The organism is Pseudalkalibacillus sp. JSM 102089 (genome assembly GCF_041366475.1).
GTDB classification, from domain to species: Bacteria; Bacillota; Bacilli; order Bacillales; family Guptibacillaceae; genus Guptibacillus; species Guptibacillus hwajinpoensis_B.
The window spans coordinates 1-25929 of record NZ_JBEWYW010000017.1; the positions used below are offsets into that span (position 1 = coordinate 1).

Consider the following 25929-nt stretch of genomic DNA (forward strand, 5'->3'; position numbering starts at 1 on the left):
CCCGTCCGCCGCTAAGATCAGGGAGCAAGCTCCCATCTCTTCGCTCGACTTGCATGTATTAGGCACGCCGCCAGCGTTCGTCCTGAGCCAGGATCAAACTCTCCGATAGAAAGCTTAATCTAGCTTTTAAAACAATGTTTTGTTTCCGTAGAAACAACTACTTACATGGCGTTTCGTTCAGTTTTCAAAGATCAATTTATTTCTTTCGATGTCGTTTTCAGCGACTTTATTAATATACCATGTTAACTAAGTCGATGTCAACAACTTTATTGAAATTCTTTTCGGCGTCAACCGCGTTGTTGCGGCGACCTATATAACTATATCAGGGTTACTTTAGATACGCAACCCCTTTTTTGAATTCTTTTTAGAAAAACTAAAAAGAATGAAGTTCGATAAACGAACTTCATTCTAAAGGCTTTTAACTTCTATCGTTCCGTATTTCTCATTTGAGGGAATAGAAGAACATCTCTAATAGAAGGAGAATTTGTTAGAAGCATTACAAGACGATCAATTCCAATACCTAAACCACCGGTTGGTGGTAAACCGTACTCAAGAGCTTCGATAAAGTCATGGTCCATCATGTGGGCCTCGTCATTACCTTGCTCTCTCTCCACAAGCTGCGCTTCAAACCGTTCTCTTTGATCAATTGGATCATTAAGCTCAGTAAATGCGTTGGCGTGTTCACGAGCTACGATAAACAACTCAAAACGATCTGTGAAACGGCCATCTTCAGGATTTTTCTTAGCTAGAGGCGAAATAGCCACCGGATGTCCATATACAAAAGTAGGTTGAATGAGCGTTTCTTCAACTTTCTGTTCAAAGAATTCATTTACGACATGTCCGAATTCCATTGTCTCTTTGATTTCGACGCCATGTTCCTTAGCGATACTGCGCGCTTCTTCATCCGTCATCTCTTTCCAGAAGTCGACACCTGTTGCTTCTTTAACAGCATCGACCATATGCACTCTTTTCCACTCTGGTTCGAGGTTAATCTCATAATCACCGTACTGAATCATTGTAGAGCCTGTTACCTCTTTAGCGATGTGAGCAACCATTTGCTCTGTTAAGGACATGACATCTTTATAATCCGCATAGGCTTCGTATAACTCAAGCATTGTGAATTCAGGATTGTGTCGTGTAGAAACACCTTCATTTCGGAAAACTCTTCCGATTTCATATACACGCTCCATGCCACCTACAATCAATCGCTTTAGATGTAGTTCAATGGCAATACGCATATAAAGCTCCATATCAAGAGCGTTGTGGTGTGTAACGAAAGGACGTGCTGATGCGCCGCCAGGAATAGAGTGCATCATTGGTGTTTCAACTTCTAGGAAACCCTGGTCATCAAGATAACGTCTCATCGATTGGATGATGCGACTTCTTGCGATGAACGTTTCTTTAGAGTCAGGACTCATTATTAAATCAAGATAACGCTGACGGTAGCGTTGTTCTACATCTTTCAAACCATGGAATTTGTCTGGCAATGGACGTAGTGATTTTGAAAGCAAATGAAGGTCACTCGCTTTAACAGAGAGTTCTCCGACTTTTGTTTTGAATGCTTCACCACTTACACCAATGATATCTCCAATATCCATTGAATCAAAAAGATCATACTGCTCATCTCCAACAGTGTCTTTACGAACATAAAGCTGAATTTGACCAGTTAAATCTTGAATATGCGCGAATCCAGCTTTTCCTTTTCCACGTTTAGTCATAATTCTTCCAGCTAAGGAAACTGCCTTGCTTTGTTCAGCTAATTCTTCCTTTGAAAAAGAATCGAACTCTTCTAACATTTCGCTAGCTGAATGAGTACGATCAAACCGATGTCCGAATGGATCAATATTATTCTCTTTCAGAACGTCAAGCTTTTCTCTTCTTACTTTAAGAAGGTCATTCAGTTCAAGCTCCTGACTCATCTCTATCACTCCTGTCAAATCTATGTTTATCCCGCTATAACTTTATCGGAAAGCATCATGAATAGCAAGCATTCACTTATATAAAACTTATGACAAACGCCCCGGGTGTATCATGGCAAAGATGAAGAGCTAGTTAGAAGGTCAAACTGCCTGTCTAAATTCAAGCTCTGCAATAAACCCGCATAGTAATTCAGCAAGACCATCTCTCGTAGTCGTTACATTGATTTGGTAAAGAATCTTACCGTTACCGTGAAGTTCTATTGAGTATTATTCAACATGTTTACCTATTTAGTGAACGGAAACTTTTTCTCCTTTAAGCTCTATAAGACGATCAAGATGAAGCATTGCTACATCAATCTTCTCTTTAACCATAGGATACCCAGAATCTTTTCGGTTTCAAGGTATTGAACCGTGCGATAAAGCAACATCACCAGTCGTTAACACGCTTCACTTCACTTTTTAGTTGTGTTCTAAAGGAAAAAGTTCCTCAAGCGGAACTCTGAGCTGCTTAGCTACTAGCTGCATAAAATCATTTGTAGGTCTTCGGTTCCCTCGCTCGATCTCTCCTAGTACAGATACCGAAACGCCGAGTTCCTTCGCAAGCTGTTCCTGAGTATAACCTTTCAACTTTCGAAAAGCGCGAATACGTCTTCCGTAGATCTCCGCTTCCATAGACGTACACCTTCTTTATCTTCTATATGATTAAAATAGGAATCAATTCTCTTATTGGTAGTTGGAATAATAATATCAGGACTCAATTCGTGAAGAGGTATAACCACAAATCCTCTTTGAATGAGACGAGGATGAGGAATGACCAGACCTTCTGCTACAATATTCTCATGATTATAGAGCAAAATGTCAAGGTCTATTGTTCTTGGACCCCATCGAATGTCGCGCTCTCTACCTAGAGACTGCTCAATCCCTTGGAGAATTTCGAGCAGCTGAAATGCATTCAATTCTGTTTCTAGCAAAGCCACCATGTTAAGAAAAGCACCCTGCTCTGTTACACCTACAGGAGCGGTTTCATATAATGAGGATGTAGATGTGATCTCTACACCTGGGTACTCTTGAAGTCTTAATAAAGATGTTTTGATATAGTTTTCTCGATCCCCTACATTGGATCCAATACCAACATATACACTATTCATTACGTTCCCTCTTCATCTCGATTGCAACAGAATCATATTGACCATCGATTGGAGGATCCGGTTTAGTCACTTTCACCGTACAAGCATCGACAATCTCAAATTCTTGAAACATCTTTTTTGTTATTTCCTCAGCAACAGTTTCAACTAGCTTTCTTGGTGTGCCTTCAACAATTGATTTGATTGAATTATACGCGTCTGCATAATTCACAGTGTAATTTAAATCATCAGAGTTACTAGCCTTGGATAGATCTGTTTCGAGGGCCAAATCAACATAGAAACGTTGACCAAGCTTATTTTCTTCAGGAAAAACGCCGTGATAACCGTAAAATTTCATTCCGTTTAGATAGATCTTATCCATATCATTCACTCTCCTGTTGTTTAATTAAGCTGTGGTTTAAGCATAGCATCCATCATACGAGCCATACGTACCATTGGTTTCACATCATGAACTCTGATAATTTGAGCGCCTCTTTCAATCCCGAGACAAACTGTCGCTCCAGTACCTTCTACTCGATCATTCGGCGGCGTATTCAATGTTCTAGCAACAATCGATTTTCTTGATGTACCAAGCAAAACAGGATATCCAAGAGAAGAAAATTCATCGAGTCTCCTCATAACTTCAAGATTTTGCTCATGAGTTTTTGCAAATCCAATTCCAGGATCGAGAATGATATTTTCAGTCCGTACACCTGCAGAACGAGCTATCTCAATACTTTCTTCAATGTCAGACTTGATATCAAGCATGATATCCGCATAATTCGTGTCATACCGATTATGCATAAGAATAATTGGTACATTATGTTCCGCTGCCACCCTGGCCATATCAGGGTCCGCCTTAGCTCCCCATACATCGTTAATAATATCCGCTCCTGCTAATATTGCTTGATTAGCCACTTCCGCTTTATAAGTATCAATAGAAATAGGGACGTCAACAGTATGACGCACAGCTTTGATAACTGGAATTACACGGTTCAACTCCTCATCCACCGGAACTATTGTAGCCCCTGGGCGGGTAGATTCACCGCCAATATCAATTAGGTCCGCTCCATCTTCAACAAGTTGGAGAGCATGAGCTACCGCTTGTGCTGTAGTGTTATATTCTCCACCATCAGAAAACGAATCAGGGGTTGCATTCAGAATACCCATAATCCAGGTTTTTTCATTCCAGTCAATGAATCCATCCTGCCATTTCATCATCATTGGGTGTTTTTTATGATTATCTATTACCGTCGCCAAACGGCTCACTCCTTTTCGTACATACGTTCTCGGTTAGCATTCATTTCGACTCATTAACGAAGTGCGGTGTTGTTCATATTGAAGGATGAGCTCATTTGTCGCATGACCCTCAAGTCCCGGTAAAGATTTGTGCTCAATCTTAGATAATGGCACAATCTCTTGGATAGAATTTGTAACGAACACTTCATCCGCTTCAAGAATTTCCTTTTTCTCGAAGTTACCTTCCCTAACTAAAATCCCCTTTTTTCTTGCAACATCTATTACATATTGTCTAGTAATCCCATTTAAGATTCCTGTAGTAAGGTCCGGGGTGTAAAGAATGCCGTTTTTAAACCAGAATAAATTTGAAACAATTCCTTCAGCAAGCTTTCCTCTTTGTGAGAGAAAAATCCCTTCCACTGAAGGATCATTTCCAACTTCTCTTTTCGCAAGAATATTATTTAAATAGTGGTGTGATTTAAGTCTTACAGGGCCTTCAGGCGTATTTCGCCTAAGCGAAAGAATCACACCATGCTTTTCTTTTTGTACTGGGTCGCCTATTTCTTTCACATAAATAATTACCGTTGGACTATTGTAAGGTTCCGTCCTCAGACCAATCTCTCCTTCTCCAGCAGAAACATTTAAGCGAACATATGCGTCTGTAATGCCATTCACTTCAATCGTTCGCCTTATCTCAAAGAGAAGCCCTTCTTTTGTAAAGGGTAGTGCAATTTGAAGTTCATTTAAGGAATCACAAAGGCGATTATAGTGATCTTCAAATAAAAAGGGATGTCCATTGTACGTTCGAAACGTCTCAAAAACTCCTACTCCATAGAGATAACCGTGATCATAAGCCGGTATAACAGCTGATTTTTCATCGACAAGTTCTCCGTTAACGTTTATAAACATGGCTCTTTTCGATGCTCATCTATAAAGTTCTTAAGCAAAGCTTTCCCTATACCAGTCATAATCGATTCAGGGTGGAACTGAACCCCTTCAATCGCAAGCTCTTTATGTCGAATTGCCATGATTTCGCCTTCCTGTGTCCAGGCGCTGATCTCAAAGCATTCCGGTAATGTCTCTTTTTTGACAATTAATGAATGATATCTCGTTGCAGTAAACGGATTCTCGAGCCCCTTAAAGATTGATCGCCCGTCATGATGCATCGGGGATGTTTTCCCATGCATTAGTCTATCGGCTTTAATAACATCTCCACCAAATACCTGCGCAATTGACTGGTGACCAAGGCACACACCGAATATCGGTATGCTACCGGCAAAGTGCTGAATAACAGACATACTAATTCCCGCTTCATCAGGACTACACGGTCCTGGAGAAACCATAATAAATGACGGACGAAGCTGTTCAATTTCTTGAATAGTTATCTCATCATTTCTTTTTACAACTAGCTCTTCTCCCATTTCTCCAAGGTATTGCACAAGGTTATACGTAAATGAATCGTAGTTATCAATCATTAAAATCATTTTGTTTCCTCCTCTAAGCTAATCTCTGCTAATCTCTTCACTTAACTCTTTTGCTTTCCATAATGCTCTTGCTTTCTTTAGTGACTCTTTGTACTCCGCTTCGGGATTAGAGTCAATTACAATTCCAGCACCGGCTTGTACGTGAGCAATATTATCTTTAATGACCATAGTTCGAATAGCAATATTTAATTCCATATCATCATTGAACCCAATCCATCCGATAGATCCAGTGTAAACCCCTCGGCGAACAGGCTCAAGTTCTTCAATAATTTCCATTGTTCGTACCTTAGGAGCTCCCGTAATTGTCCCCCCTGGAAAAGTGGCTTTAATAGCATCAAATGCTGTCGCTTCAGGCGATGAAATACCACGAACGTTTGAAACAATGTGCTGCACATGAGAATATTTTTCGATCACCATAAACTCATCTACTTCTACCGTTCCATAGGTACAAACGCGCCCCAGATCATTTCGCTCAAGATCGACAAGCATCACATGCTCGGCGCGTTCTTTCTCATTCTCAATAAGGGTCCGTGCAAGTTCTTCATCCTCATCGTCATTCTTTCCCCGTGATCTCGTCCCCGCAATTGGTCTTGTACTTAATTCTTGTCCCTTTTTCTTAATAAGTAATTCTGGTGAAGCACTCACAAGATCAAATGAGTGAGTATGAATAAAGGACATATACGGAGATGGATTAATCGTTCTAAGCGTCTCGTAAATAGAAATAGGGGCTGTGTGGATACTTCTTGACTCTCTTAAGGAAAGATTGACCTGAAAAACGTCTCCAGCTGAAATATACTCCTGTACTTTTCGAACGGCCATCGAGAATGACTCTTGACTCATTGAAAAGGTCTGTGTAGCTGCTTTTGAATAAGAATCAGCCACAGAAGAACTTGCTTCACTTTGTTGTACCCACTTCTCCTTATACGCTTCGAGACGCCGCTTACCTTCTTCTTTATTTCCCTCTTCAACTTGTGCAATAAACCATAGTGTTTGCGTAGTGTGATCATATACGCCAACATCTTCATACACAACAAAGAAAAGTTCAGGAAGCTCCAGGTCATCTGATGCTATATCAGGAAGTTTTTCAATTTGACGCGCAATATCATAGCTCAGAAACCCCATTGCCCCACCCTGAAAGTCAGGTAAGCGTTCATCCATGATCGACACATTCCGTTCCATCCAGTGTTGCATCAACTCAAGTAAATTACCCTCTAACGTTTTCGGTTCTTTTCCTACTTCATCAATCGTAAGAAAAGTGCCGTGTCCATACAGGCTCGCAATAGGCTTAATACCAAACATGCTATATCGACCACCACGTGTACTATCCAATAAAATATGTTCATCGCGGCCTTCAATAAAAGATTTATACCCTGAAAACCACTCATCCGCACTTAATTCGAGAGTTTCAAAAATTGAAACCCGTGTTGTTTTCTCTAGTTGTTCCGGCAAATTTTTCACACCCTATCACAAGCTAAGCGTACGCCCTGTTTATGCCTCTATTCTACATGAAGTCTTTCGTTGCTTCATCCTTTTTATATTCCCCAAACTCTTCTGAACAACCTTTTAGAAAAACTTACCTTTTTTCTTTTCGTTTAGCTTTTTGTTGTCTCTAATAAAAAACTTGATAGACTGTCTTGTTTAATTAACTATTATTTAGGATAGTAAAGAATCAATACTTCAAAAAACTAAAAAGAAAAACAGCCCGTTAAGGACTGTTTTTAGAGTTGCTTAATCTTCATCAAATTGAAAAAGAGGTGTGCTGAGGTAACGTTCCCCATTACTTGGAATTACAGCAAGCACTTTCTTTCCTTTACCCAGTTTCTTTGCTACTTCCAGCGCTGCATAAATCGCCGCGCCTGAAGAAATGCCTCCAAGAATACCTTCTTCTCGTGCAGCTTTTCTAGCCCACTCAAAAGCCTGATCATTTTGAACCTGAACGACTTCATCATATACATCCGTATTCAAAACTGCCGGTACAAATCCTGCACCGATCCCCTGAATTTTATGTGGGCCAGGCTTGCCTCCGGATAGAATAGGTGAATCTGTTGGTTCAACCGCGTATAGCTTGATCGAAGGGAAATGCTTCTTTAACACTTCTCCTGCTCCAGTAATCGTACCACCAGTTCCAATACCTGCCACAAATCCGTCAAGCTGGTCCATCTGATCTACAATTTCTTGACCAGTCGTACGACGGTGCACTTCCGGATTTGCTTTGTTATTAAATTGCTGAGGCATGAAATAACCATGTTCCTTCGCTAGTTCTTCTGATTTACGAATCGCTCCGCCCATACCTTCAGAACCAGGAGTAAGGACAAGCTTTGCTCCATACGCCTTCAGCAGGTTACGACGTTCCGTGCTCATAGTATCTGGCATAACAAGAACAGCCTGGTAACCTTTTGCAGCCGCAACCATCGCAAGACCAATACCCGTATTTCCACTTGTTGGTTCTACGAATGTATCACCAGGTTTCAATTCACCTTTTTCTTCAGCTGCTTCGATCATTGCAAGTGCAATACGATCTTTAACGCTGCTTCCAGGGTTCATGAATTCAAGCTTTAAATATACCTCTGCATGTTCCTCGTTAGTGATGCGATTTAGTTTCACAATAGGTGTTTGACCGATTAAGTCAGTAATAGAATTTGCTACCCTCATCATCACGCCTCCTCAAACCCGAGTGTTTTTATAGGAATTCTCTTTCTAAAAGAATATCACCGTAGGTCAAAAGTGTCAATTTGAACCTTTTTAAACTTTACTCTCAGCGTGTAATTCTTCAAGCTCTTCTTTCGAGAAGTGATAATGTGCATTGCAGAAGTGACAAGTTGTTTCCGCTTCACCGTCTTCTTCAATCATACTTCTGATCTCTTCTTTGCCAAGTCCCATAATGCCATTCGAAAAACGCTCTTTGGAACAACTACATTCAAATTGAACAGGCATATTGTCAATAATTTTAATGTTTTCTTCTCCGAGAAGATCATTCAAAATTTCTTCAGGTGTTTTCCCTGCTTCAATCAATTTAGAGATTGGAGGAATCGCTTCAATACGCTTTTCAATAAAACGGATCGTTTCTTCACCTGCACCAGGAAGTAATTGAATCATAAAACCACCAGCTGCAAGAATCGTATTATCTGGATTAACAAGCACGCCCACTCCAACTGCTGAAGGAACTTGTTCTGAAGTCACAAGATAGTACGTAAAGTCTTCTCCTAATTCACCTGAGACAATCGGAACTTGCCCTGTGAATTTTTCACGCATACCAATATCTTTTACAACGGATAAGAAACCATCTTGTCCAACAGCACGCGCAACGTCCAATTTCCCATTATCATTAAGATCAAAGTGCACATGTGGATTGCTTACATACCCGCGCGTTTCACCTTTCGCATTAGCGTCTACTACAACGGCTCCGATAGGACCACCGCCCTCAATCTTCACAGTAATTTTCTCTTCACCTTTTAGTCCTGTTGCTATCATTGTCGAAGCAGTCATAGCACGACCAATTGCAGCGGATGCAGTTGGCCAAGTAGTGTGACGTCGCTGTGCTTCCGCAACCATTTCAGTACTAGATATCGCATAAGCCCTTACATTGCCATCGAACGCAAGTGCTTTTATCAAATAATCATTCATTTGTTTGTAGCTCCTTTCACTAATGGGCCAATGCCCAATTACACGATACAATATTTTTTCAAGAACTTCCATTATGAGAAACTGACATGCTCTCGCTTCCATATCTTTCGTTAAATAAATCTGTGGTCTGCGACTTACCTTTTAAATACTTTTGTGTACTAACTTTAGATATCATTATGGAAAACGTCTCATTCAATAATAAAATAAGAGATATAAAGAGTATCTATTTTTATTTTCCCCCAAAACGCAAAATGAAAAACGCACCCCGTTTTATCGGTATGCGTTTAATTCTTCTTTGTTCTTATTATAAATTAAGTGTAATCCTTTTAATGTTAGAAACGGGTCAACCACATCGATAAGATCGCATTCTTCTGCTATAAGTGAGGCAAGTCCACCAGTCGCTATTACAGTAGGTTCCTTCGGAGAATGTTTCTTCATCCTAGAAACAATCCCTTCCACTTGTCCTACGTATCCATATAGCGTGCCGCTTTGCATGGCGCTAACCGTATTCTTTCCAACGATATGATTTGGCTTCGCAATTTCAATTCGTGGAAGCTTTGCTGCATGCATGTATAGAGCTTCTGTCGAAATGTTAATGCCTGGTGCAATGGCGCCCCCAACATACTGTTTTTGCTCATCAATGTAGCAGTAAGTTGTAGCTGTTCCAAAATCCACAATAATTAGCGGTGCTCCATATAAATGAATCCCCGCCACGGCATTCACAATACGATCCGCTCCTACTTCTTTCGGATTATCATATTTTATATTGAGGCCCGTCTTAATTCCTGGACCAATCACTAACGGTTTATGATGAAAATATTTCTGGCACATACGCTCAAGAGCGAACATAATAGGTGGCACTACAGACGAAATAATGATGCCTTCCACATCGTCAAAAGAAAGCTCCTCATGAGAGAAGAGTCCTTTAATAACCATTGCGTATTCATCTTCTGTCTGTTTTCTGCTTGTCCCCATTCGCCAGTGATGCGTTAACTCTTCGCCTTCATATACACCAAGAACAATATTTGTATTTCCTACATCAAGCACAAGTATCATATTATCACCTTATTAAAAAAATTTAACTTTCATCATGCTCTCTATAGTTATACCACACAATGGAATTAAAAACGAAGTTCTTTTTTGAAAACGATTACTATCCATATGGATTTCACAAAAAACAAGCATTTATTTTAAATAAAAAAGCAGGACGTCCTTGAGACATCCTGCTTTCAATCATATTTATTCTTGTTCTTCATCTGTTTCAGGCTTATCTTCCTTTTTAGAGATGTTAACTTTCACATCTTCAGAGGTACCAGTTGCATGGTGACCTTCAGGAAGTTTTCCATCTTCAACAAGAGAACGAATTTGTTCAGCATCGAGAGTTTCAATATCCTTAAGCGTTTCAGCGACAAGGTTTAACTTATCCTGATTTTCAAGGAGTATTTCACGACAGCGTTCATAAGCTGATTTAATGATTTTTTGAACTTCAAGATCAATTTCATTGGCGAATGAATCACTATAGTTCTGTTCATTTTGAATATCACGTCCAAGGAAGACGTTTCCTCCTGAACCTGATCCAAACTGCATCGGACCTAGCTTTTCACTCATACCATATTCCGTAACCATACTACGTGCAATGGCTGTCGCACGTTGAAAGTCATTACTTGCTCCGGTACTTGCTTCACCGAATGTAATTTCTTCTGCAACGCGTCCACCAAGTAAACCAATGATTTTATCAACCAATTCAGGCTTAGTCATTAAGTAGCGATCTTCTTTAGGAAGCGTTACGGCATAACCACCAGCTTGTCCGCGTGGAACAATCGTAACCTTATGAACAATATCTGCATTATCAAGTTGTGTACCGATAATTGTATGACCCGCTTCGTGATAAGCAACGATATTTTTCTCTTTTTCAGAGATCACGCGGCTTTTCTTAGCAGGACCAGCAATAACTCGGTCAGTTGCTTCGTCGATATCATTCATATCAACCTTTTTCTTGTTATGACGAGCGGCTACAAGCGCAGCTTCATTCAATAAGTTCTCAAGGTCTGCACCAGAGAATCCTGGAGTACGCATAGCGATCGTTTTCAAATCAACTTCATCGCTTAACGGTTTGTTACGTGCATGCACTTGAAGGACAGCTTCACGACCGTTCACATCGGGACGGTTTACCGGAATTTGACGGTCAAAACGTCCTGGACGAAGAAGTGCCGGGTCAAGTATGTCAGGACGGTTTGTTGCTGCAACGATAATGATACCTTCGTTTGCACTAAAACCATCCATTTCAACGAGAAGTTGGTTAAGCGTCTGTTCACGCTCATCGTGACCGCCACCAAGACCTGCTCCACGTTGACGACCAACTGCATCGATCTCATCAATAAAGATAATACAAGGTGCGTTCTTCTTCGCATTTTCGAATAGGTCACGTACACGAGATGCACCGACACCAACGAACATTTCTACGAAATCAGAACCAGAAATTGAGAAGAATGGAACGCCTGCTTCACCAGCAACTGCTCGTGCAAGCAACGTTTTACCTGTACCCGGAGGTCCTACTAATAGAACACCCTTTGGAATACGGGCCCCAACTGCAGCAAACTTACGAGGATCCTTCAAAAATTCAACGACCTCGACAAGCTCTTGCTTCTCTTCATCAGCACCAGCTACGTCTTTAAATGTAACTTTCTTTTTCTCTTCGCTGTATAACTTCGCTTTACTCTTACCAAAGTTCATGACACGGCCACCGCCGCCTTGAGCCTGGTTAAGTAGGAAGAAGAACAGAATGAAGATAATAACGAAAGGAATGATACTTGTTAAAAATGTTACCCACCCGCTTTGTTCAGGGGCTGGTTCTGTCGTTAATTCTACAATTCCTTCGTCAGCTGCAGTTAAGATATTCTCTACAGCTTTCTCTGAGTCAGGTACATTCGTTACGAATGTATTAGCATCTTCGCTGTCTTCATCACCACCAGCTAATTGACCAGTGACAGTGTAAACCCCGCGCTCAGGTTGTAACGTTAACTCTTGAATCTCACCATTATTCAATTTGGACTGAAATTCGCCGTAATCGAGGACATTCGTGTCATTATTTGTTCCGTTAAAGAAACTGACAACACCTACTACGACGAGGAATATTAACAAATAAAATATTGTATTTCGGAAGATACGATTCATTCCTTACCTCCTCCCACGAACAGGAAACCATAGATTATCTTACCATACTGGCACAACTGACTACAACAAATTAACCTTGATAAATCTCGGGTTTAAGAATCCCGATAAACGGAAGATTACGATACCTTTCAGCGAAGTCAAGACCGTATCCGACTACAAACTCATCAGGTACGATAAATCCTGCGACATCCGGCTTTAAATCAACTTTTCTTCCAGTAGGCTTATCTAGAAGCGTTACAATCTTAATCGACTTTGCTTTACGGTATTTTAGAAGGTCGATCAAATAGCTAAGCGTTAACCCACTATCTATAATATCTTCGAGAATAAGAACGTCTCGTCCTTCTACGGAAGTATCAAGATCTTTAATTATCTTTACTTCACCTGAAGAAACGGTTGAATTGCCATAACTTGATACGTCCATAAAGTCCATCTCAAGATGACAAGTCATACGCTTTGTTAAGTCACCCATGAAAGGCATTGCACCTTTAAGGACGCCAATTACAAGCGGAAAGCGATCCTCGTATTCGTCTGAAAGCCGTTTCCCTAACTCGCGGCATTTCTCTTGAATCTGTTCTTCACTAATTAGTGTTTCTTGAATTTCATTCAACATCAGTGGTATTGCCCTCCCAACCTATGTAAGTGTTTTTTTCTCATAGTGCACGTGCACGAGCTGATTCTTTTTTGCAGACAGTGTTGCCTTTTCAGAACGAGTTACTCCAGCGACCCAGATTGTGTGGCCCATCACATCCTCAACGATTGGCCATACATCGCGTTCTGAACGGTCTATTTTACGGTCGATAAAAATATCTTTTACCTTTTTCGTTCCTATCATGCCTTTTGGCTGAATTCGATCACCAGGACGCCTGGAGCGTACAACCGCAGGAAGCAATTGCTCCTCAATAATAAGATCATCACTTGTCAGGTGTTGCGGAACGTCGTTAACTGGAACGGCCGTAATCGTTCCAAGCGGCGTTTCGACAGCACCCCATAAAGGGAGATGATACTTATACGGTTCTGGTTGCAAAAAGGTTTCAAAAGAAAAATAACAGGTGGTATAAGATTTTACCGCCCTCAGTTCCAGGGGTAGATTAAGGGAAGCAGAAGGGTGCTCAGAATCGAGCATTAACCGCAAATCCTCAATATGTATAGAAGAAAAAGGAGCATTGCCTGTATAAAGATAATTTAATATTAGATGAATCACTCTTCTTTGTAAAGGAATAGGAAGGCAATCATACGCCTTGTTATCCATCTTCACAAATTTGTCATTTTGATCGATGATCACTTCATCGAGATATCTCTTAGCTAAATCCATTAAAAATGCTTCGTCACTTTGAGCTCGTTCGCTATATAATTGGTATCTTATATGGACATTGGGGTTTTCTTCCTTAAGAAAAGGTAGCACATGATTCCGAAACCGATTCCTCATATATTGATTGCTCTCATTAGATGGATCGAGCCTATACCCAAGTAAATGCTCCTTACAATAGTTCACGAGATGCTCCTTTGTAACGCATAGAAACGGACGAATGATTTTTCCAGTTGAGAAGGGACGTTGGACCGGCATCCCAGTAAGTCCAGAACTTGAGCTACCGTGAACCTGTCGCATAAGCATTGTTTCAATCTGATCGTCTCCGTGGTGAGCAAGGGCCAGGGCGCTAGCATGATGTTTTTCCATTACTTTTCGAAAAAAATCATAGCGGCAATCTCGTGCTGCAACTTGTGTAGAGAGGTTTCGCTCCTTTTTGTAGGCATTCACATCTACCGTAGAAGCTTCAAAGATGATCCCTTCTTGTTCACAATAGCTCTCCACAAACGCTAAGTCTTCAGCAGATTCCTTTCCCCGTAAACTATGGTCCACATGCGCGGCAACAATTGATAATTTTAATCTGGGAGCAATACTTACTAAGTAGTGAAGTAGCGCAACAGAGTCTGGTCCTCCAGAAACTCCAATAACTAGTGTATCCCCATGTTTGATTAAATCATGCTTATGGATAAAACGTTCGACATCTTGCAACAAACTCTGTCTTCCTCTCACTCACTGTCTCGATAAACAGCAATTCATTTTAGTACTAATAACCCAACCACGTCTTTTTCAAACCTTTCTTTTATATAGGCTCTGTTAAAAAACATGACCAACTAAGTATAAAGTATAGAAGAATAGAAGAAAAGCAACTATTAGTACGGTTTCAATCCATTTTGAGCCCTTTTGTTTCACACGTTTTGGAGGCTTCTGCCTTGAGGCTACCCTTGAGTTAGAAGGTGCTTCTGGTCGTTTACGGACCTTTGACTTATCTCCTTGCAGTAGGGAAAAAAGCTCCTGTCGCATATCTTGAGCATGTGTATACTTCCCTACTAGGGCCTTTCGAAGAATTGGCTTATACTCCCTAAGCAGATGACTTTGTTCTATTTTATTGAGCAAATAGGTTTCTGAGTCTTTCTTAGGACGGTCAAACCGCTTAGGGTAAGCGGCATTCATTACGATCATAGCTACAGAAAATAAATCATACGACGGCTCTGCTACTCGGTTGCCAAGTCCCCAGTATCCTCGATCGAAAAACTCCGTAAACTCCTTCACTGATCTTCCCATTGAAGTCGTCCCTCCCACATCAAGCCACCTCATAGTTGGAGGCGATCCTTCTACTAGAAGATTGTCTGGTTTCAGATCACCAAAAACCCAGCCTTCTTTATGAAGGGCTGAAAGATCACGGAGCAATTGAAGCATCAAGATCCCAATCCATTCTTTTCCTCTACGTTCAATGAAAGTAAAAAGAGGTTCACCATCAATATATTCCATCACATAAAAAGAATAACGCTTCCCGTTTATCTCCCAGTCATCCACCTCATAGAAAAACGGCCCAAGAACTGTTCCCTGGACCACCGAAAGCTGTTTTAGAACATTCACTTCTGACGTGATGGACATACTATCAGTACCTAATTTTAATGCGACTCGCCCCTTTGCAGAGTCAGCTAAGTATACTGTACCAAGTGCCCCGCTACCTAATTTCCTCATAATTTGGTAGCTTTGCTGATTCCATTTCCCTCTTATTCTTGTTCCACGAGGAACATTAGCTGCCTGATTCTTCGAAGTACCCGTCATCTAACAGCCCTCTCTTTGAGCGTTTTTTCTGATAAGCTTCGATCGCTTCTTTTAATGCCGGACCTGTTGGCGTAATACCGCCAGATGTCAGCTTTGGAAAAATGGTATGAATATCTTTCAACATTGGCGTCCATTCCATTAGACGTTCTACTTGCTTTCGTTTCCCGGGAAATGCATATAGAGAATATTCGTTTTCACCGATTCTTGAATGAAGGCTAATTGAAAGATCAAGAAGGGCATCTTCTACCGTAGGAAGTTTATGCTGCATACTCGCACTTGTATCGATCATAATTAACACTTCGAGATCCATCGTTTCCCCCAGTTCATCGACCACTTCCACGACCTGCCCCCGTTTGTCAGGTGGTAAATCTTCTATTTCTTTTTCGCTACCCAAGATCGATTGCAATTCTTTATGAATGAATCCTTGAATCGTCTGGGTCATCGCTTTACGTGTAACCATTTGCACCGTATGCGATAGCTGCTTAGCATAAACAAGCTGGTGGATGCCCCCGCCAGATAAAGCAATATTCTCAATTTCTTTTAGACCATGATCTGTCCGCTCGTTTTCGTCTAGCACGCCAATTACATTCACTGTCATTCCATGCTCCCGTGCAAGAGCCGCCATTGCAACCGGATCTTCCCCCTGATTTGAACATCCGTCTGTGATTAATAGAATCTGTCTTAGCGTTCCTTTCTTCATCTCGACTCCTCCTTTTTTGCTGTTACAAGCATCGCCTTTAGGAGGAGAGTTTATACTTACCTACTGCGCTTTTTTCTTCCTGAATGAAGGAGCTGAATAGATTGGAATAGTTGACCATTTAGGCACATTACGTTTTATTCTTGCCACTACAATCGTCATGTCATCATCAATTCTGCCATACTCCGTTCTAATTACTTCTTCCATGATGAGGTCTGCGATTTCTTGTGGCTTATCTGTTGAAAGCTCTCTAATTTTCCGCTTCATCCAGAACTCCGGATTCTCTATATTTTTAACCCCTTCATAAATACCGTCGCTCATCATAATCAAGAGATCCCCAGCTTTCAATTGTTCACTTACGACCTCTACATCAAATTCTGGAATAATCCCCATCGGTAGATTACCAGATTCCACCATCATGACTCGATCGCCTCTTTTTATAAAGCTTGGAATTGATCCGATTTTAAGAAACTTGGCTGAAGCATCCTGTAAGTCAATCATAGCTAAATCAAGTGTTGAGAATATTTCGTCGGTATTTCGTAAAGATAGAACAGAGTTAACCGATTTAATCGCCACCGTCTCATCAATTCCTGAATGAAGAATTTTTTGAAGGAGTTGAATGGTTTCCGTGCTTTCCTGATGCGCTCTTTCTCCATTGCCCATTCCGTCACTTATCGCAATAGCATATTTGCCTGCACCTAGCTCAATCGTAGAATGACTGTCTCCAGATATCCAAGCTCCTCCTTTCGCTGCATTTGCTACGCCTGTTTCAATCACGAAATCTTTAGCTGATCCAAAGTAAAGGTGACATGTGTCGTGCTCATGTTCTGCACACACTTCTTTTTTCACGACGATGTTTTCCTTTAGAATATCTGACAGCATTGGAGCGATGACCTTTTCTCCTTCTCCTCTCCCTCCGCAGGCAGGTATCTTCATTTCAATGTCGACGTTCCCCTCTTCTAGGCTGTAGATTTCCACCTGTCCTACTTCCAGACCCATACTTTGAATGGCATCCATGATTTGCTCTTCTTGTTGGTGGAGATTATCACGTTCTTTTTGTATTTCTTTTGCGAAATCCCCCATAACATGCGACACTCCACGCAATTGATCCGCAACGATCTTCCGGCTTTCACGAACTTGTTTTTTTAACATTCGATTGGCGTGATAGTGACTCATCTCCTTTCCAATAAGATCAATCACCTTATTTGCCTTAATGCAGTGCTTATCGAAGTCTCTCTTCAGACTATAATTAGTCAATTCTGCCGTTTGTTCCAGTTCCTCCATTATTCCTGTCATATACCCATAGGTAGCATCGAAGTTCTTCGCCCAGCACGTTTCTTTCTTAAAACAATTTTGACAAGTCTTTTCTGTAACATGACTTAAAAAATAATCAACTTCGCGCTCTGACTGTTCATCACCTTGAAGGTCGGCATCTGTAAAGCTACTCGACAGAGCCTGAAATAAGCTTGAAAACTGCTCGACGCGATTGGCTGTAACGTCGCGTACTTTTCTTAAGTATTGTTGCTGCTCATTCGCATGTTCCACCGTTCCTGGTATATATTTAGAAAGCTGAGAAGTAACTTTAGATGGTGTGAAGAAAAAGAGTAATACGGCAATCACAGACTCCATCAGATTAGGATATAGAAACTCAGGACCACTCCCATATAAAGCGATTAATAACGTACCGATCAGTAAACCCATACCAACTCCAACTTTTCTACCGTCTTTCAATAACCCTCCTAATAATCCCGAAAACGCAAGCATACTCATCTGATAAAGACTGGCTACATTAGCGAGGGCCAGTATCAAGCCAGTAACCACGCCAACTGTTGAGCCAATCGCTGCTCCACCTACATATGCGAAAATTAATACGAGATACCGAGAAAGGATATTTTCAATTGAGAAACCATATACAACCCAACCTATTGTTCCGGTTAACATCGTTGCTAATAAAATGATAAAACTAATGATCTCTTCATTTTTTAGAGCCTGTGTTCTTTTCTTAATAGATAATACCGGTATACTCTGAATAAAAATAATGGTTAGTATCATTCCAAGAGCACCTTCAACTGCTGCTAGGATCCAATTAGTGTTAGCTAATGAACGTTCAGTAAGTAAACTTAGGATCAGACGTCCCAACATACTCGTTGAGAACACAAGTATGGGTAACGTCTTAACAAGAGAAAGGGAAGATAACTTCACAAAACGATTAATGAATAGAAAAACAAGAATGCCACACATTATAAATGCTGTATTCTGCAAATTAGCCGTTGATACCGCTCCAGCTAATAAAGCAACGATAATCATAGGTGCACGTTCTCGTCTCAGGAAGAATACTGCGCCAAAAAAAGGAATAGCGAAAGGAGTAACCTGAGTAAGGATGACAGCTCGTCCAAGTAGGAACCCAATCACAAAAAGCAGAAGACCTCGCTGGAATAGAATCGTTTCTATCCGACTCTTTGTTCCGTGAATCCATTTGCCCATCTTCGATTTTGACCTTTCCATCACTAGTTCGCTTTGCATTCCCCCACCTGCTTTCTTTCATTCTTTTTTTCACCGATCTGCTTGAAGCAGTTTGTGTTAATCATTAAAACACAATAGAAATTCGCTTTTTGTCAAAAAAAGAACAGGTATGATATAAACTTCTCGACTTCTTTCAGTGAAGCTTGTCAATCACTTGTAGACAGAACAAGAAACCTGTAAACAAGTGGAACGATCTATAATATAGGAGAGTGTGAATTTTCATTAGAAAGATAAAGCTTTTTCATGCTTTTCTATCTAAAAAAGCAACTAGAAATAAAAGGTCGAAATGTTAAAGATAAAAAAGAAAAGAAACTCTCATAAAACCGATAAAAGAGTAGTAATAACGTTTGTTTTCACTATGAATCCTAGAACTCATAGTAAAATCATGAAAGACAAGACAAAAAAACACCCTGCATTAATAAAATGCAGGGTGTTTTTTAGCAGACTATGTATATAACTAACATTCAAATGAATAGTTATTACTAATAAGTGGTGACCCGTACGGGATTCGAACCCGTGATACCGCCGTGAAAGGGCGGTGTCTTAACCACTTGACCAACGGGCCAATTAATAAAAATGGTAGCGGCGGAGGGGATCGAACCCCCGACCTCACGGGTATGAACCGTACGCTCTAGCCAGCTGAGCTACACCGCCATAAGACTGTTGCTTTCTTAAGCACAAGATATATAATACATTGCGAGAAAGTTTGTGTCAACTTCTTTTTAATATATTTGCATAAAAATCTTATAATCTTCTTCAGAAACTATAAAAGATTCATTTCGTATAATCCTATACTGTAACTTACTTAAGAAAATTAACCAAAAACATTTACTGAGATGACAGGGAATACACCTTCACATATAACAAACCAGGCATGCGAATGCATGCCTGGTTTGTTATAGAATATAAATAGTAGACAACAAGCCCTAGCCGCGACGAGCGCCGCGACCACCGCGTTTTGACTCTGTTTGTTTCTTCAAAGTTGAAAGGCGGTCTTCACTGTCTTTAAGGAACTTACTCATCTTATCCTCAAATGACTCTACCGGTGGACGTCCGCCACCACCGCGTGGCTTACCTTTAAAACCACCGCCTCCAGATCTTCCACCGCCTTGTGGACGGCCTCCGCCACCTTGAGGGCGACCTTGTGGACGGCCCTGAGGACGCTCAGGAGCAGGTCGATCTTTTGCTTTCTTAATCGATAAACCAATTTTACCGTCGTTTTCAACCTGGATGACTTTTACCTCAACCTGATCGCCAACTGAAAGAAAATCATTAATGTCCTTAACATAATTGTCTGCAACTTCACTAATGTGAACGAGACCTGTTTTGCCGTCTGGTAGTTCAACAAACGCGCCAAAATTTGTAATACCTGTTACCTTTCCCTGTAACTTGCTGCCTACTTCGATTGCCATGTAAAAAAAGCTCCTCCTTAGAATCTTTAAAAGATCAGTCGTACGCTAATTATACCCCTTCAAAAAACAACGTGTCAATTTGAGGAAGAAGGAAGCTTAAAGATTGTCTCTCCGGGTTTTGACATAAAGTAGTCTCTTCTTGCCAATTCACCAATATAATCAAGGTCATTAAGTTTCTCAATTTCTTCCGTTAAATATTTTTCCTGTTCTTTCAGTTTCGTTAATTCTTCTTCAGCCTGCTTTTGCTGTAAGTTTTTTTCTTCGATCGTTGCTGCCTGTGAAGTGAATACGGAGATGAATAGAATAGCTATGGCTAAAGCAGCTACCGCGAAGGCCGTCAGACGCCGTACAAGACCTCTCTTTCTTCGTTCTTTCACTTTGTCCTGTAGCTGTTTCTCTTGATGATATTCCGAATGCACTTCTGTAACTTTAGGCTTACGCTTATTCGCAGTAACCAAGCTTTTCCCTCCTCACTTTCGTATTTTAGTTAACCAATGGTATATGTAGTTCTTTATTTTATCGGCAACTCCTGCTAATTTTATTAGTGGCATTTGTACCGATTGTGGTATTAATCGCCAGATCAACGAAGATCCCCACTTTAACGGTACCCAAAAAAACTTAAAGATAAACCAAAAAATGGTTGTCATAATACTCACTATCATCATACATAAGCTAAATACAACTTTCAATATGAACCTTATCGGCTGATAAATAAGATAAATAAATAAAGACTTCACAAAACGAATAATAGCAATAGTTATTAGAATGATTCGTTCAAGTAAACGGCGATATAACGGTTGAAAAAGGGACCGATATGCTGCATAACCACATAATATGGCCAAAAAGACATAAAATCGTAATTCACCCTCGTTAACAAGATAGAGAACATAAAAGATAATCAGCCCTTGTAGCAACCAGAAAACGATATCGTTCGCATAAAGCCACAAACTTTTACTTCTATCTGGATGAAGAAAACGGCTATAGGTATCCATGGCTATACCAAGCCACACCCCCATAGCCACCATGGCAACCATCGTATAAAATTGCACCGTTAGCGTCATTTGAACAGCTTGCTAAAGAAACCTTTAGCTTTTTCCCCTTCGTGATGATCGAGATAACTAAGGTCAAAGATTTTCCCTTCGATCGAAACACGACCTTGCTCGACATTTAAATTTTTCATTTTCAAATGCTGCCCTCTGATCGCAAGAAATCCCATTGCTGTTTCTAGAAGAAATTCTTCATTATCGAAGCTATCTACGTGCTTCACACCTGTAATTTCAAGCGACTTTCGCGACTTCATAACTAAATCATGCTCAGGGGGGTTAGAAGCCTTATCATATGTGCCATATTCATAATAATTATCCATCGCTCTCCTCCTCTTCTCGATACATGTCTATGAGAAGAAGAGATCATTTAGAACAAGCTGTTCTGATGGTTTAAACGATTCAAAAAGGAGCCCATCCCCTTCTCATTTAGAAGAGAATTTCAAAATGATCATCAATAAAAAAAGACCCTCTCGGATCTTTTTTTATTCACCTGCAGCTTCTTCTTTTAAAATGGTAAACATATTGCTAGCTTCTTCTTTCTTCGTTGTTTCTTTAATTTCATCAACGCGAGCCGTCACTTTCTTATGACCAAAAGAAATCACCAGTTCGTCGCCGGCCTTCACATTTGTTCCAGCTTTTGCTTTATTTCCATTCACTTCAATTCGTCCTTTATCACAAATTTCTTTAGCGATTGAACGACGTTTAATTAAACGTGATACTTTCAGAAATTTATCTAATCTCATTTGTTTCAACGCTCCCTATTAAATTCCTTTTTCTTTTGCCTCATCCCAGAAGTGATCAAGTTCCTCAAGTGATAAATTCTCGATCTCAAGTCCCTTTTCCTTTACCCGATTCTCAATATATTGAAAACGCGAGAAGAATTTATGATTCGTGCGATGGATCGCCACTTCCGGATCAACTTTATAGTACCGAGCTAAATTGACGACAGCAAACACTAAATCGCCTAATTCGTCTTCTCGATCATCAAAAGATTTTTCATTTACAGCTTCTTTAAATTCGGCTAGTTCCTCATAAATCTTTGCCCAAATCGGTTCAACTTCGTCCCAGTCAAATCCGACTTTCGCAGCAGCCTTCTGGATTTCATTGGCGCGCATGAGACCTGGAAGCCCTTTTGGTACCTGGTCAAACTGTGATGGTGCAATTTTCTTTTCTTCTTCTTTCACTCGCTTCCAAACACCAGCTACTTCTTCGGCTGTTTGCACATTTTCGTCGCCGAATACGTGTGGATGCCTCCGTATTAATTTGTCGTTTAGCTTATGAATCACATCATCCACAGAAAACATACCTTCATCTTCACCTATCTGGGCATGAAGCATAACTTGAAGCAGCACATCACCAAGCTCTTCTGCGAGATGCTCTTCATCTTGATCATCAATAGCTTCTAATACTTCATAGGCTTCTTCAATCAAATATTTTTTGAGAGACTCATGCGTCTGCTTCCTATCCCACGGACAGCCCCCAGGTCCTCGCAGTGTTGCAACCACATTTCGTAACCATCCGAAATCCTGGTAGAGAAGCTTTTCTTCTTTTACTGGAGGAACATAGACAGCGGTTAAATTATTTACTTCCATCGAACGATCTAATTCAAAAAGCGGAACAGAGACGATTTTCTCATCCCGACTTCCCGCTGCTTGCAGTACAGTAATTTCATAATCGTCAGGTAAGAGCTCCATTAATGTGAGTTTTACACTCGATGCTGTAAATTGATCATAAACTTGGACAAAGATTAAGTGATTACGTACCTGAACCTCAGACCTTGTAAAACGCGTGGCATCTAGAATTTGACAACCTTCAATAGGATCGATTTGAACTGCAGTAAAAAGCGCATCAAGAAAGCTTTGGCCTCCAGCAACAGTCACTTCAACACCATGCTGAGATTGTTCTTCCAACAGGAGCTGCACGGTTGCTTCAGCCATCATTGGATGACCAGGTACTGCGTAAACAAGCGATCCTTTTTGTGCTTCATGAAACAGCTGATTAACAATGGTTCGATAAGTCTCCTCGAAAGATTCATTCGCTTCATATACCTCATCAAACCCTGTCATCGATAGCCCATCATCCATCAATTCCCTAAGAACGGGGTGATCAAGCGTCCTAGCAAATATCCGTTCAGCTGACTGAAGCATGCGGTAACTTCCTAGTGAAAGCTGACTGAGATCTCCCGCTCCAGTTCCTACAATTGTTATACGTGGCATTGCTTATGCCCCTCTCCGTAATTTATTTTGATAGATCGTAATAATTTCTCCTTTTGGCAATTGCATTAATTCTTTCTCTGTAAACACCCGCAGCGCTAATGTTGCAAACCCAAAAACGATGCCTCCGAGCAACGCGCCTCCAAGTGCTGAAACACTTGAAAGCCCCCTAGAAAGGAAGGAGGGGATAAATAGTTGCAGAATGATTACAGCTGCACTCATGAACATAACGGCTGTTACTGCACGCCCTACATGAAATTGGTACTGGAGAAGCCCTACTTTGTAATATACGGCAAGAATGGCGAGCGTAGCGACAACGACAAAGCCAAAAACCGTGGCCACTGCCGCCCCATTAATACCGATAAGCGGGATTAGAACAAGGTTTAACAATCCCTTAACTAGTATTCCAATTCCAGCATACCGAGCAGCGTTTCTCGCTAAGCCCACTCCTTGCAAAACACCTGCTGCCGTCATGCTAAGCGAACTAAAAAAGATTGCAACGGCAAGGATACTGAGCGTAGCAGAAAGGGATTGATCTTTAAATAACATCATGTTTGTCTCACTCATAATAATGGCCAACCCCGCTGCAGCAGCAAGCCCTATTACAAAGCTCACTTTAAGAGCAAGAGCTGCTTTTTCGCGAATCAATATCTCATTATTCTCTGCAGCCGCTTTAGAAATGACTGGGACAATCGATAATGAGAGAGATGTGGCCAGAACGGTACCGACCTGCATTAATGGCTGTCCTCGATCAAATACCCCTTTCATTTCACGAGCTTCTAAAGAAGAAAGACCATGCTCAGTTAATCCCGGCACAATCGTTAAAGCATCCATTAACTGAAATAGCACCAATACAAGCGCACTTACACAAATTAACGTACCTTCTGTTAGGAGCCTACGCGCAATACCAATGAACTGAAAAGACTCAAATTTGATTTTCGTTATTTTAGCTACTCGGTTCTTAAATCGAAGCACTACAAGAAGCAATAGCGCAGCGACTCCCCCTAATATTGACCCTAGCGCTGCACCTGTACCAGTCGCATATGCATCCGCTCCGCCCGCTACAAGACCAATTGAGATAGCAAGAATAGCGATAACACGAATCGATTGTTCTGTCACTTGAGACCATGCAGTAGGTACCACATTTTCCTGTCCCTGAAAAAAACCTCTGATTGAAGCAATGCCAGGCATAATAAGAAATGAAAATGCCGTCATTCGCAGAGGACCAATTAAATTTCGATCCTCCATTAAAGCCGCCACGGCTGGCGCACCTGTATAGAGCAAAATAAAGCCTGTAATGCCTAGAATCACAAGCACGTAAAAGCTATACCGTGAAAGCTCCTCAGCCTTCTCATACTCACTTTTTGCAATTTCTTCTGAAATAAGTCGGGAGATTACGACCGGAAACCCATATGTAGCAAGTATTATTGCGATTGAGTAAAATGGATAGATTTGTTGATACACATAAAAACCGATGTCACCAGTTATATTTTGATAAGGAATTCGATAGCCGACGCTGAGAACTTTCATAAAAAGAGCTACTGCAGTTAGCAGAAGCGCGCCTTGCCAAAATCCTTTTTGATTTTCTTCTTTTGTCATATACACCTGCCAAATGAAAGTACCAGTTTATGTACGAATTATATCACATGAATAAAAATGGGAAACTTTTCAAGCTTCATAAAACGAAGAAAATGGAGGCATTGGCCTCCATTTTCTTCTATACTTATTGTTCCATTTGTCTTGCAAGGAAACCTGCTGCCGTTTCAGACAGCTTTTGTTCCAATTCAGTCACTTTTTCATCTTCTTTTGCAAGTAGAATCACCGTACCAATTGGATCGCCATTCGCTATAATTGGAGCTATCACGTGACCTGTATCAACAGGAACACCTTCAATGAGCTCTGACTTACTTTCGTTCAATAAACTTCTTCGCTCATTCATTGCTTTTTCTACAGAATCGCCAATGCTTTTGTTCAAATACTCTTTCTTTGGGCCACCTGCAGCTGTAATATAGACATCTCGGTCAGATATGAGAGCAATGTGTCCCGAATGTTCTGCAAGAGACTCGGCATACTCTTTGGCAAAGTCACCTAGTTCACTAATGGGAGAATACTTCTTAAGAATAACTTCCCCTTCGCGATCAACAAAAATTTCTAATGGATCTCCTTCTCTAATCCTGAGGGTTCTGCGAATTTCTTTCGGAATGACAACACGACCCAAATCATCAATACGACGAACGATACCTGTTGCTTTCATCTAAGTTGCCTCACTTTCTGGAAGTTGTAGGTGATTGCTCCAATCACTTTTACTATTGTTTGTTCTACAATATGTTTCCATTAGTATCCTTTCGAGGTATCAGTTCTATTCACAAACCTGTCA

25 protein-coding genes, 2 tRNA genes and 1 rRNA gene are annotated in these 25929 nt (G+C 40.8%); all 28 read right to left on the reverse strand.

The features are described from left to right. Positions 1-109: ribosomal RNA gene (locus ABVF21_RS21090) — 16S ribosomal RNA — on the reverse strand; the annotation flags it as partial. Positions 110-425: 316 nt separating this feature from the next. Then, the gene (lysS, locus tag ABVF21_RS21095; protein WP_303536083.1) at positions 426-1919 is read right to left on the reverse strand and encodes a lysine--tRNA ligase; all 1494 of its coding nucleotides are present in this window, start codon (positions 1917-1919) and stop codon (positions 426-428) included. A 459-nt stretch (positions 1920-2378) separates the two neighbouring features. Further along, a complete protein-coding gene (locus ABVF21_RS21100) occupies positions 2379-2591 on the reverse strand; it encodes a helix-turn-helix domain-containing protein (RefSeq protein ID WP_283153205.1) in 213 nt (70 codons plus the stop codon). Next, a complete protein-coding gene (gene folK, locus ABVF21_RS21105; protein WP_194222621.1) occupies positions 2543-3067 on the reverse strand; it encodes a 2-amino-4-hydroxy-6-hydroxymethyldihydropteridine diphosphokinase in 525 nt (174 codons plus the stop codon). Before folK ends, ABVF21_RS21100 begins: the two co-directional genes overlap by 49 nt. Next, positions 3060-3425, reverse strand: a complete 366-nt coding sequence (gene folB, locus ABVF21_RS21110; RefSeq protein WP_194222620.1) for a dihydroneopterin aldolase — start codon at positions 3423-3425, stop codon at positions 3060-3062. The genes folK and folB overlap by 8 nt, the downstream gene beginning before the upstream one ends. A 20-nt stretch (positions 3426-3445) precedes the next feature. Continuing rightward, a complete protein-coding gene (gene folP, locus ABVF21_RS21115) occupies positions 3446-4267 on the reverse strand; it encodes a dihydropteroate synthase (protein ID WP_303536088.1) in 822 nt (273 codons plus the stop codon). A gap of 69 nt (positions 4268-4336) precedes the next feature. Further along, positions 4337-5191, reverse strand: a complete 855-nt coding sequence (gene pabC, locus ABVF21_RS21120; RefSeq protein WP_303536081.1) for an aminodeoxychorismate lyase — start codon at positions 5189-5191, stop codon at positions 4337-4339. Further along, on the reverse strand, positions 5182-5766 hold the full coding sequence (gene pabA, locus ABVF21_RS21125) for an aminodeoxychorismate/anthranilate synthase component II (protein ID WP_226616869.1): 585 nt from the start codon (positions 5764-5766) through the stop codon (positions 5182-5184). Before pabA ends, pabC begins: the two co-directional genes overlap by 10 nt. 18 nt (positions 5767-5784) lie before the next feature. Then, positions 5785-7179 (reverse strand): aminodeoxychorismate synthase, component I, encoded by a 1395-nt coding sequence (pabB, locus tag ABVF21_RS21130; RefSeq protein WP_371018930.1) that lies wholly within the window; start codon positions 7177-7179, stop codon positions 5785-5787. A gap of 315 nt (positions 7180-7494) precedes the next feature. Beyond that, the gene (gene cysK / locus ABVF21_RS21135; protein WP_303536078.1) at positions 7495-8421 is read right to left on the reverse strand and encodes a cysteine synthase A; all 927 of its coding nucleotides are present in this window, start codon (positions 8419-8421) and stop codon (positions 7495-7497) included. 87 nt (positions 8422-8508) lie between these two features. Next, positions 8509-9390 carry an Hsp33 family molecular chaperone HslO gene (gene hslO / locus ABVF21_RS21140; protein WP_303536077.1) on the reverse strand — a complete coding sequence of 294 codons (882 nt, stop codon included), beginning with the start codon at positions 9388-9390 and terminating at the stop codon, positions 8509-8511. A gap of 270 nt (positions 9391-9660) precedes the next feature. Further along, positions 9661-10446 (reverse strand): type III pantothenate kinase, encoded by a 786-nt coding sequence (locus ABVF21_RS21145; RefSeq protein ID WP_303536075.1) that lies wholly within the window; start codon positions 10444-10446, stop codon positions 9661-9663. A 183-nt stretch (positions 10447-10629) separates the two neighbouring features. Then, positions 10630-12564 carry an ATP-dependent zinc metalloprotease FtsH gene (gene ftsH / locus ABVF21_RS21150; protein WP_194222613.1) on the reverse strand — a complete coding sequence of 645 codons (1935 nt, stop codon included), beginning with the start codon at positions 12562-12564 and terminating at the stop codon, positions 10630-10632. Positions 12565-12634: 70 nt separating this feature from the next. After that, complete coding sequence (hpt, locus tag ABVF21_RS21155; RefSeq protein WP_098445932.1) at positions 12635-13174, reverse strand: hypoxanthine phosphoribosyltransferase; 540 nt, start codon at positions 13172-13174, stop codon at positions 12635-12637. Positions 13175-13195: 21 nt separating this feature from the next. Next, positions 13196-14581, reverse strand: coding sequence for a tRNA lysidine(34) synthetase TilS (tilS, locus tag ABVF21_RS21160; protein ID WP_371018921.1), 1386 nt, complete (start codon positions 14579-14581; stop codon positions 13196-13198). Between the two features lie 102 nt (positions 14582-14683). Further along, the gene (locus ABVF21_RS21165; RefSeq protein WP_371018922.1) at positions 14684-15661 is read right to left on the reverse strand and encodes a serine/threonine protein kinase; all 978 of its coding nucleotides are present in this window, start codon (positions 15659-15661) and stop codon (positions 14684-14686) included. Further along, positions 15630-16361 (reverse strand): vWA domain-containing protein, encoded by a 732-nt coding sequence (locus ABVF21_RS21170; RefSeq protein ID WP_226616863.1) that lies wholly within the window; start codon positions 16359-16361, stop codon positions 15630-15632. Before ABVF21_RS21170 ends, ABVF21_RS21165 begins: the two co-directional genes overlap by 32 nt. A gap of 60 nt (positions 16362-16421) precedes the next feature. Further along, a complete protein-coding gene (gene spoIIE, locus ABVF21_RS21175) occupies positions 16422-18881 on the reverse strand; it encodes a stage II sporulation protein E (protein ID WP_303536066.1) in 2460 nt (819 codons plus the stop codon). A gap of 490 nt (positions 18882-19371) precedes the next feature. Next, positions 19372-19446 (reverse strand) — tRNA-Glu (locus ABVF21_RS21180). Between the two features lie 12 nt (positions 19447-19458). Next, a tRNA-Met gene (locus ABVF21_RS21185) sits at positions 19459-19535 on the reverse strand. 272 nt (positions 19536-19807) lie between these two features. Then, on the reverse strand, positions 19808-20293 hold the full coding sequence (locus ABVF21_RS21190) for a S1 domain-containing RNA-binding protein (protein WP_303536064.1): 486 nt from the start codon (positions 20291-20293) through the stop codon (positions 19808-19810). Between the two features lie 74 nt (positions 20294-20367). Further along, entirely contained in the window at positions 20368-20751 is a 384-nt protein-coding gene (locus ABVF21_RS21195; RefSeq protein ID WP_303536062.1) for an FtsB family cell division protein, read from the reverse strand. 12 nt (positions 20752-20763) lie between these two features. Continuing rightward, positions 20764-21354, reverse strand: coding sequence for a spore cortex biosynthesis protein YabQ (gene yabQ / locus ABVF21_RS21200; protein WP_194222606.1), 591 nt, complete (start codon positions 21352-21354; stop codon positions 20764-20766). After that, positions 21351-21659, reverse strand: a complete 309-nt coding sequence (gene yabP, locus ABVF21_RS21205; protein ID WP_303536059.1) for a sporulation protein YabP — start codon at positions 21657-21659, stop codon at positions 21351-21353. Before yabP ends, yabQ begins: the two co-directional genes overlap by 4 nt. Before the next feature lie 162 nt (positions 21660-21821). Further along, positions 21822-22082, reverse strand: coding sequence for an RNA-binding S4 domain-containing protein (locus tag ABVF21_RS21210; RefSeq protein ID WP_194222604.1), 261 nt, complete (start codon positions 22080-22082; stop codon positions 21822-21824). A gap of 18 nt (positions 22083-22100) precedes the next feature. Further along, a complete protein-coding gene (mazG, locus tag ABVF21_RS21215; protein WP_303536056.1) occupies positions 22101-23555 on the reverse strand; it encodes a nucleoside triphosphate pyrophosphohydrolase in 1455 nt (484 codons plus the stop codon). A 3-nt stretch (positions 23556-23558) separates the two neighbouring features. Then, positions 23559-25151 (reverse strand): putative polysaccharide biosynthesis protein, encoded by a 1593-nt coding sequence (locus ABVF21_RS21220; RefSeq protein WP_303536054.1) that lies wholly within the window; start codon positions 25149-25151, stop codon positions 23559-23561. 124 nt (positions 25152-25275) lie between these two features. Beyond that, complete coding sequence (gene spoVT, locus ABVF21_RS21225; protein ID WP_194222601.1) at positions 25276-25806, reverse strand: stage V sporulation protein T; 531 nt, start codon at positions 25804-25806, stop codon at positions 25276-25278. Positions 25807-25929: the final 123 nt, after the last annotated feature.

Coding starts and splice junctions, on each gene's coding strand:
- lysS (WP_303536083.1), bottom strand. CDS start 1,919: ATGAGTCAGGAGCTTGAACTGAATGACCTTCTTAAAGTAAGAAGAGAA.
- ABVF21_RS21100 (WP_283153205.1), bottom strand. CDS start 2,591: ATGGAAGCGGAGATCTACGGAAGACGTATTCGCGCTTTTCGAAAGTTG.
- folK (WP_194222621.1), bottom strand. CDS start 3,067: ATGAATAGTGTATATGTTGGTATTGGATCCAATGTAGGGGATCGAGAA.
- folB (WP_194222620.1), bottom strand. CDS start 3,425: ATGGATAAGATCTATCTAAACGGAATGAAATTTTACGGTTATCACGGC.
- folP (WP_303536088.1), bottom strand. CDS start 4,267: ATGATGATGAAATGGCAGGATGGATTCATTGACTGGAATGAAAAAACC.
- pabC (WP_303536081.1), bottom strand. CDS start 5,191: ATGTTTATAAACGTTAACGGAGAACTTGTCGATGAAAAATCAGCTGTT.
- pabA (WP_226616869.1), bottom strand. CDS start 5,766: ATGATTTTAATGATTGATAACTACGATTCATTTACGTATAACCTTGTG.
- cysK (WP_303536078.1), bottom strand. CDS start 8,421: ATGATGAGGGTAGCAAATTCTATTACTGACTTAATCGGTCAAACACCT.
- hslO (WP_303536077.1), bottom strand. CDS start 9,390: ATGAATGATTATTTGATAAAAGCACTTGCGTTCGATGGCAATGTAAGG.
- ABVF21_RS21145 (WP_303536075.1), bottom strand. CDS start 10,446: ATGATACTTGTGCTTGATGTAGGAAATACAAATATTGTTCTTGGTGTA.
- ftsH (WP_194222613.1), bottom strand. CDS start 12,564: ATGAATCGTATCTTCCGAAATACAATATTTTATTTGTTAATATTCCTC.
- hpt (WP_098445932.1), bottom strand. CDS start 13,174: ATGTTGAATGAAATTCAAGAAACACTAATTAGTGAAGAACAGATTCAA.
- ABVF21_RS21165 (WP_371018922.1), bottom strand. CDS start 15,661: ATGACGGGTACTTCGAAGAATCAGGCAGCTAATGTTCCTCGTGGAACA.
- ABVF21_RS21170 (WP_226616863.1), bottom strand. CDS start 16,361: ATGAAGAAAGGAACGCTAAGACAGATTCTATTAATCACAGACGGATGT.
- spoIIE (WP_303536066.1), bottom strand. CDS start 18,881: ATGCAAAGCGAACTAGTGATGGAAAGGTCAAAATCGAAGATGGGCAAA.
- ABVF21_RS21190 (WP_303536064.1), bottom strand. CDS start 20,293: ATGGCAATCGAAGTAGGCAGCAAGTTACAGGGAAAGGTAACAGGTATT.
- yabQ (WP_194222606.1), bottom strand. CDS start 21,354: ATGACGCTAACGGTGCAATTTTATACGATGGTTGCCATGGTGGCTATG.
- yabP (WP_303536059.1), bottom strand. CDS start 21,659: ATGGATAATTATTATGAATATGGCACATATGATAAGGCTTCTAACCCC.
- ABVF21_RS21210 (WP_194222604.1), bottom strand. CDS start 22,082: ATGAGATTAGATAAATTTCTGAAAGTATCACGTTTAATTAAACGTCGT.
- mazG (WP_303536056.1), bottom strand. CDS start 23,555: ATGCCACGTATAACAATTGTAGGAACTGGAGCGGGAGATCTCAGTCAG.
- ABVF21_RS21220 (WP_303536054.1), bottom strand. CDS start 25,151: ATGACAAAAGAAGAAAATCAAAAAGGATTTTGGCAAGGCGCGCTTCTG.
- spoVT (WP_194222601.1), bottom strand. CDS start 25,806: ATGAAAGCAACAGGTATCGTTCGTCGTATTGATGATTTGGGTCGTGTT.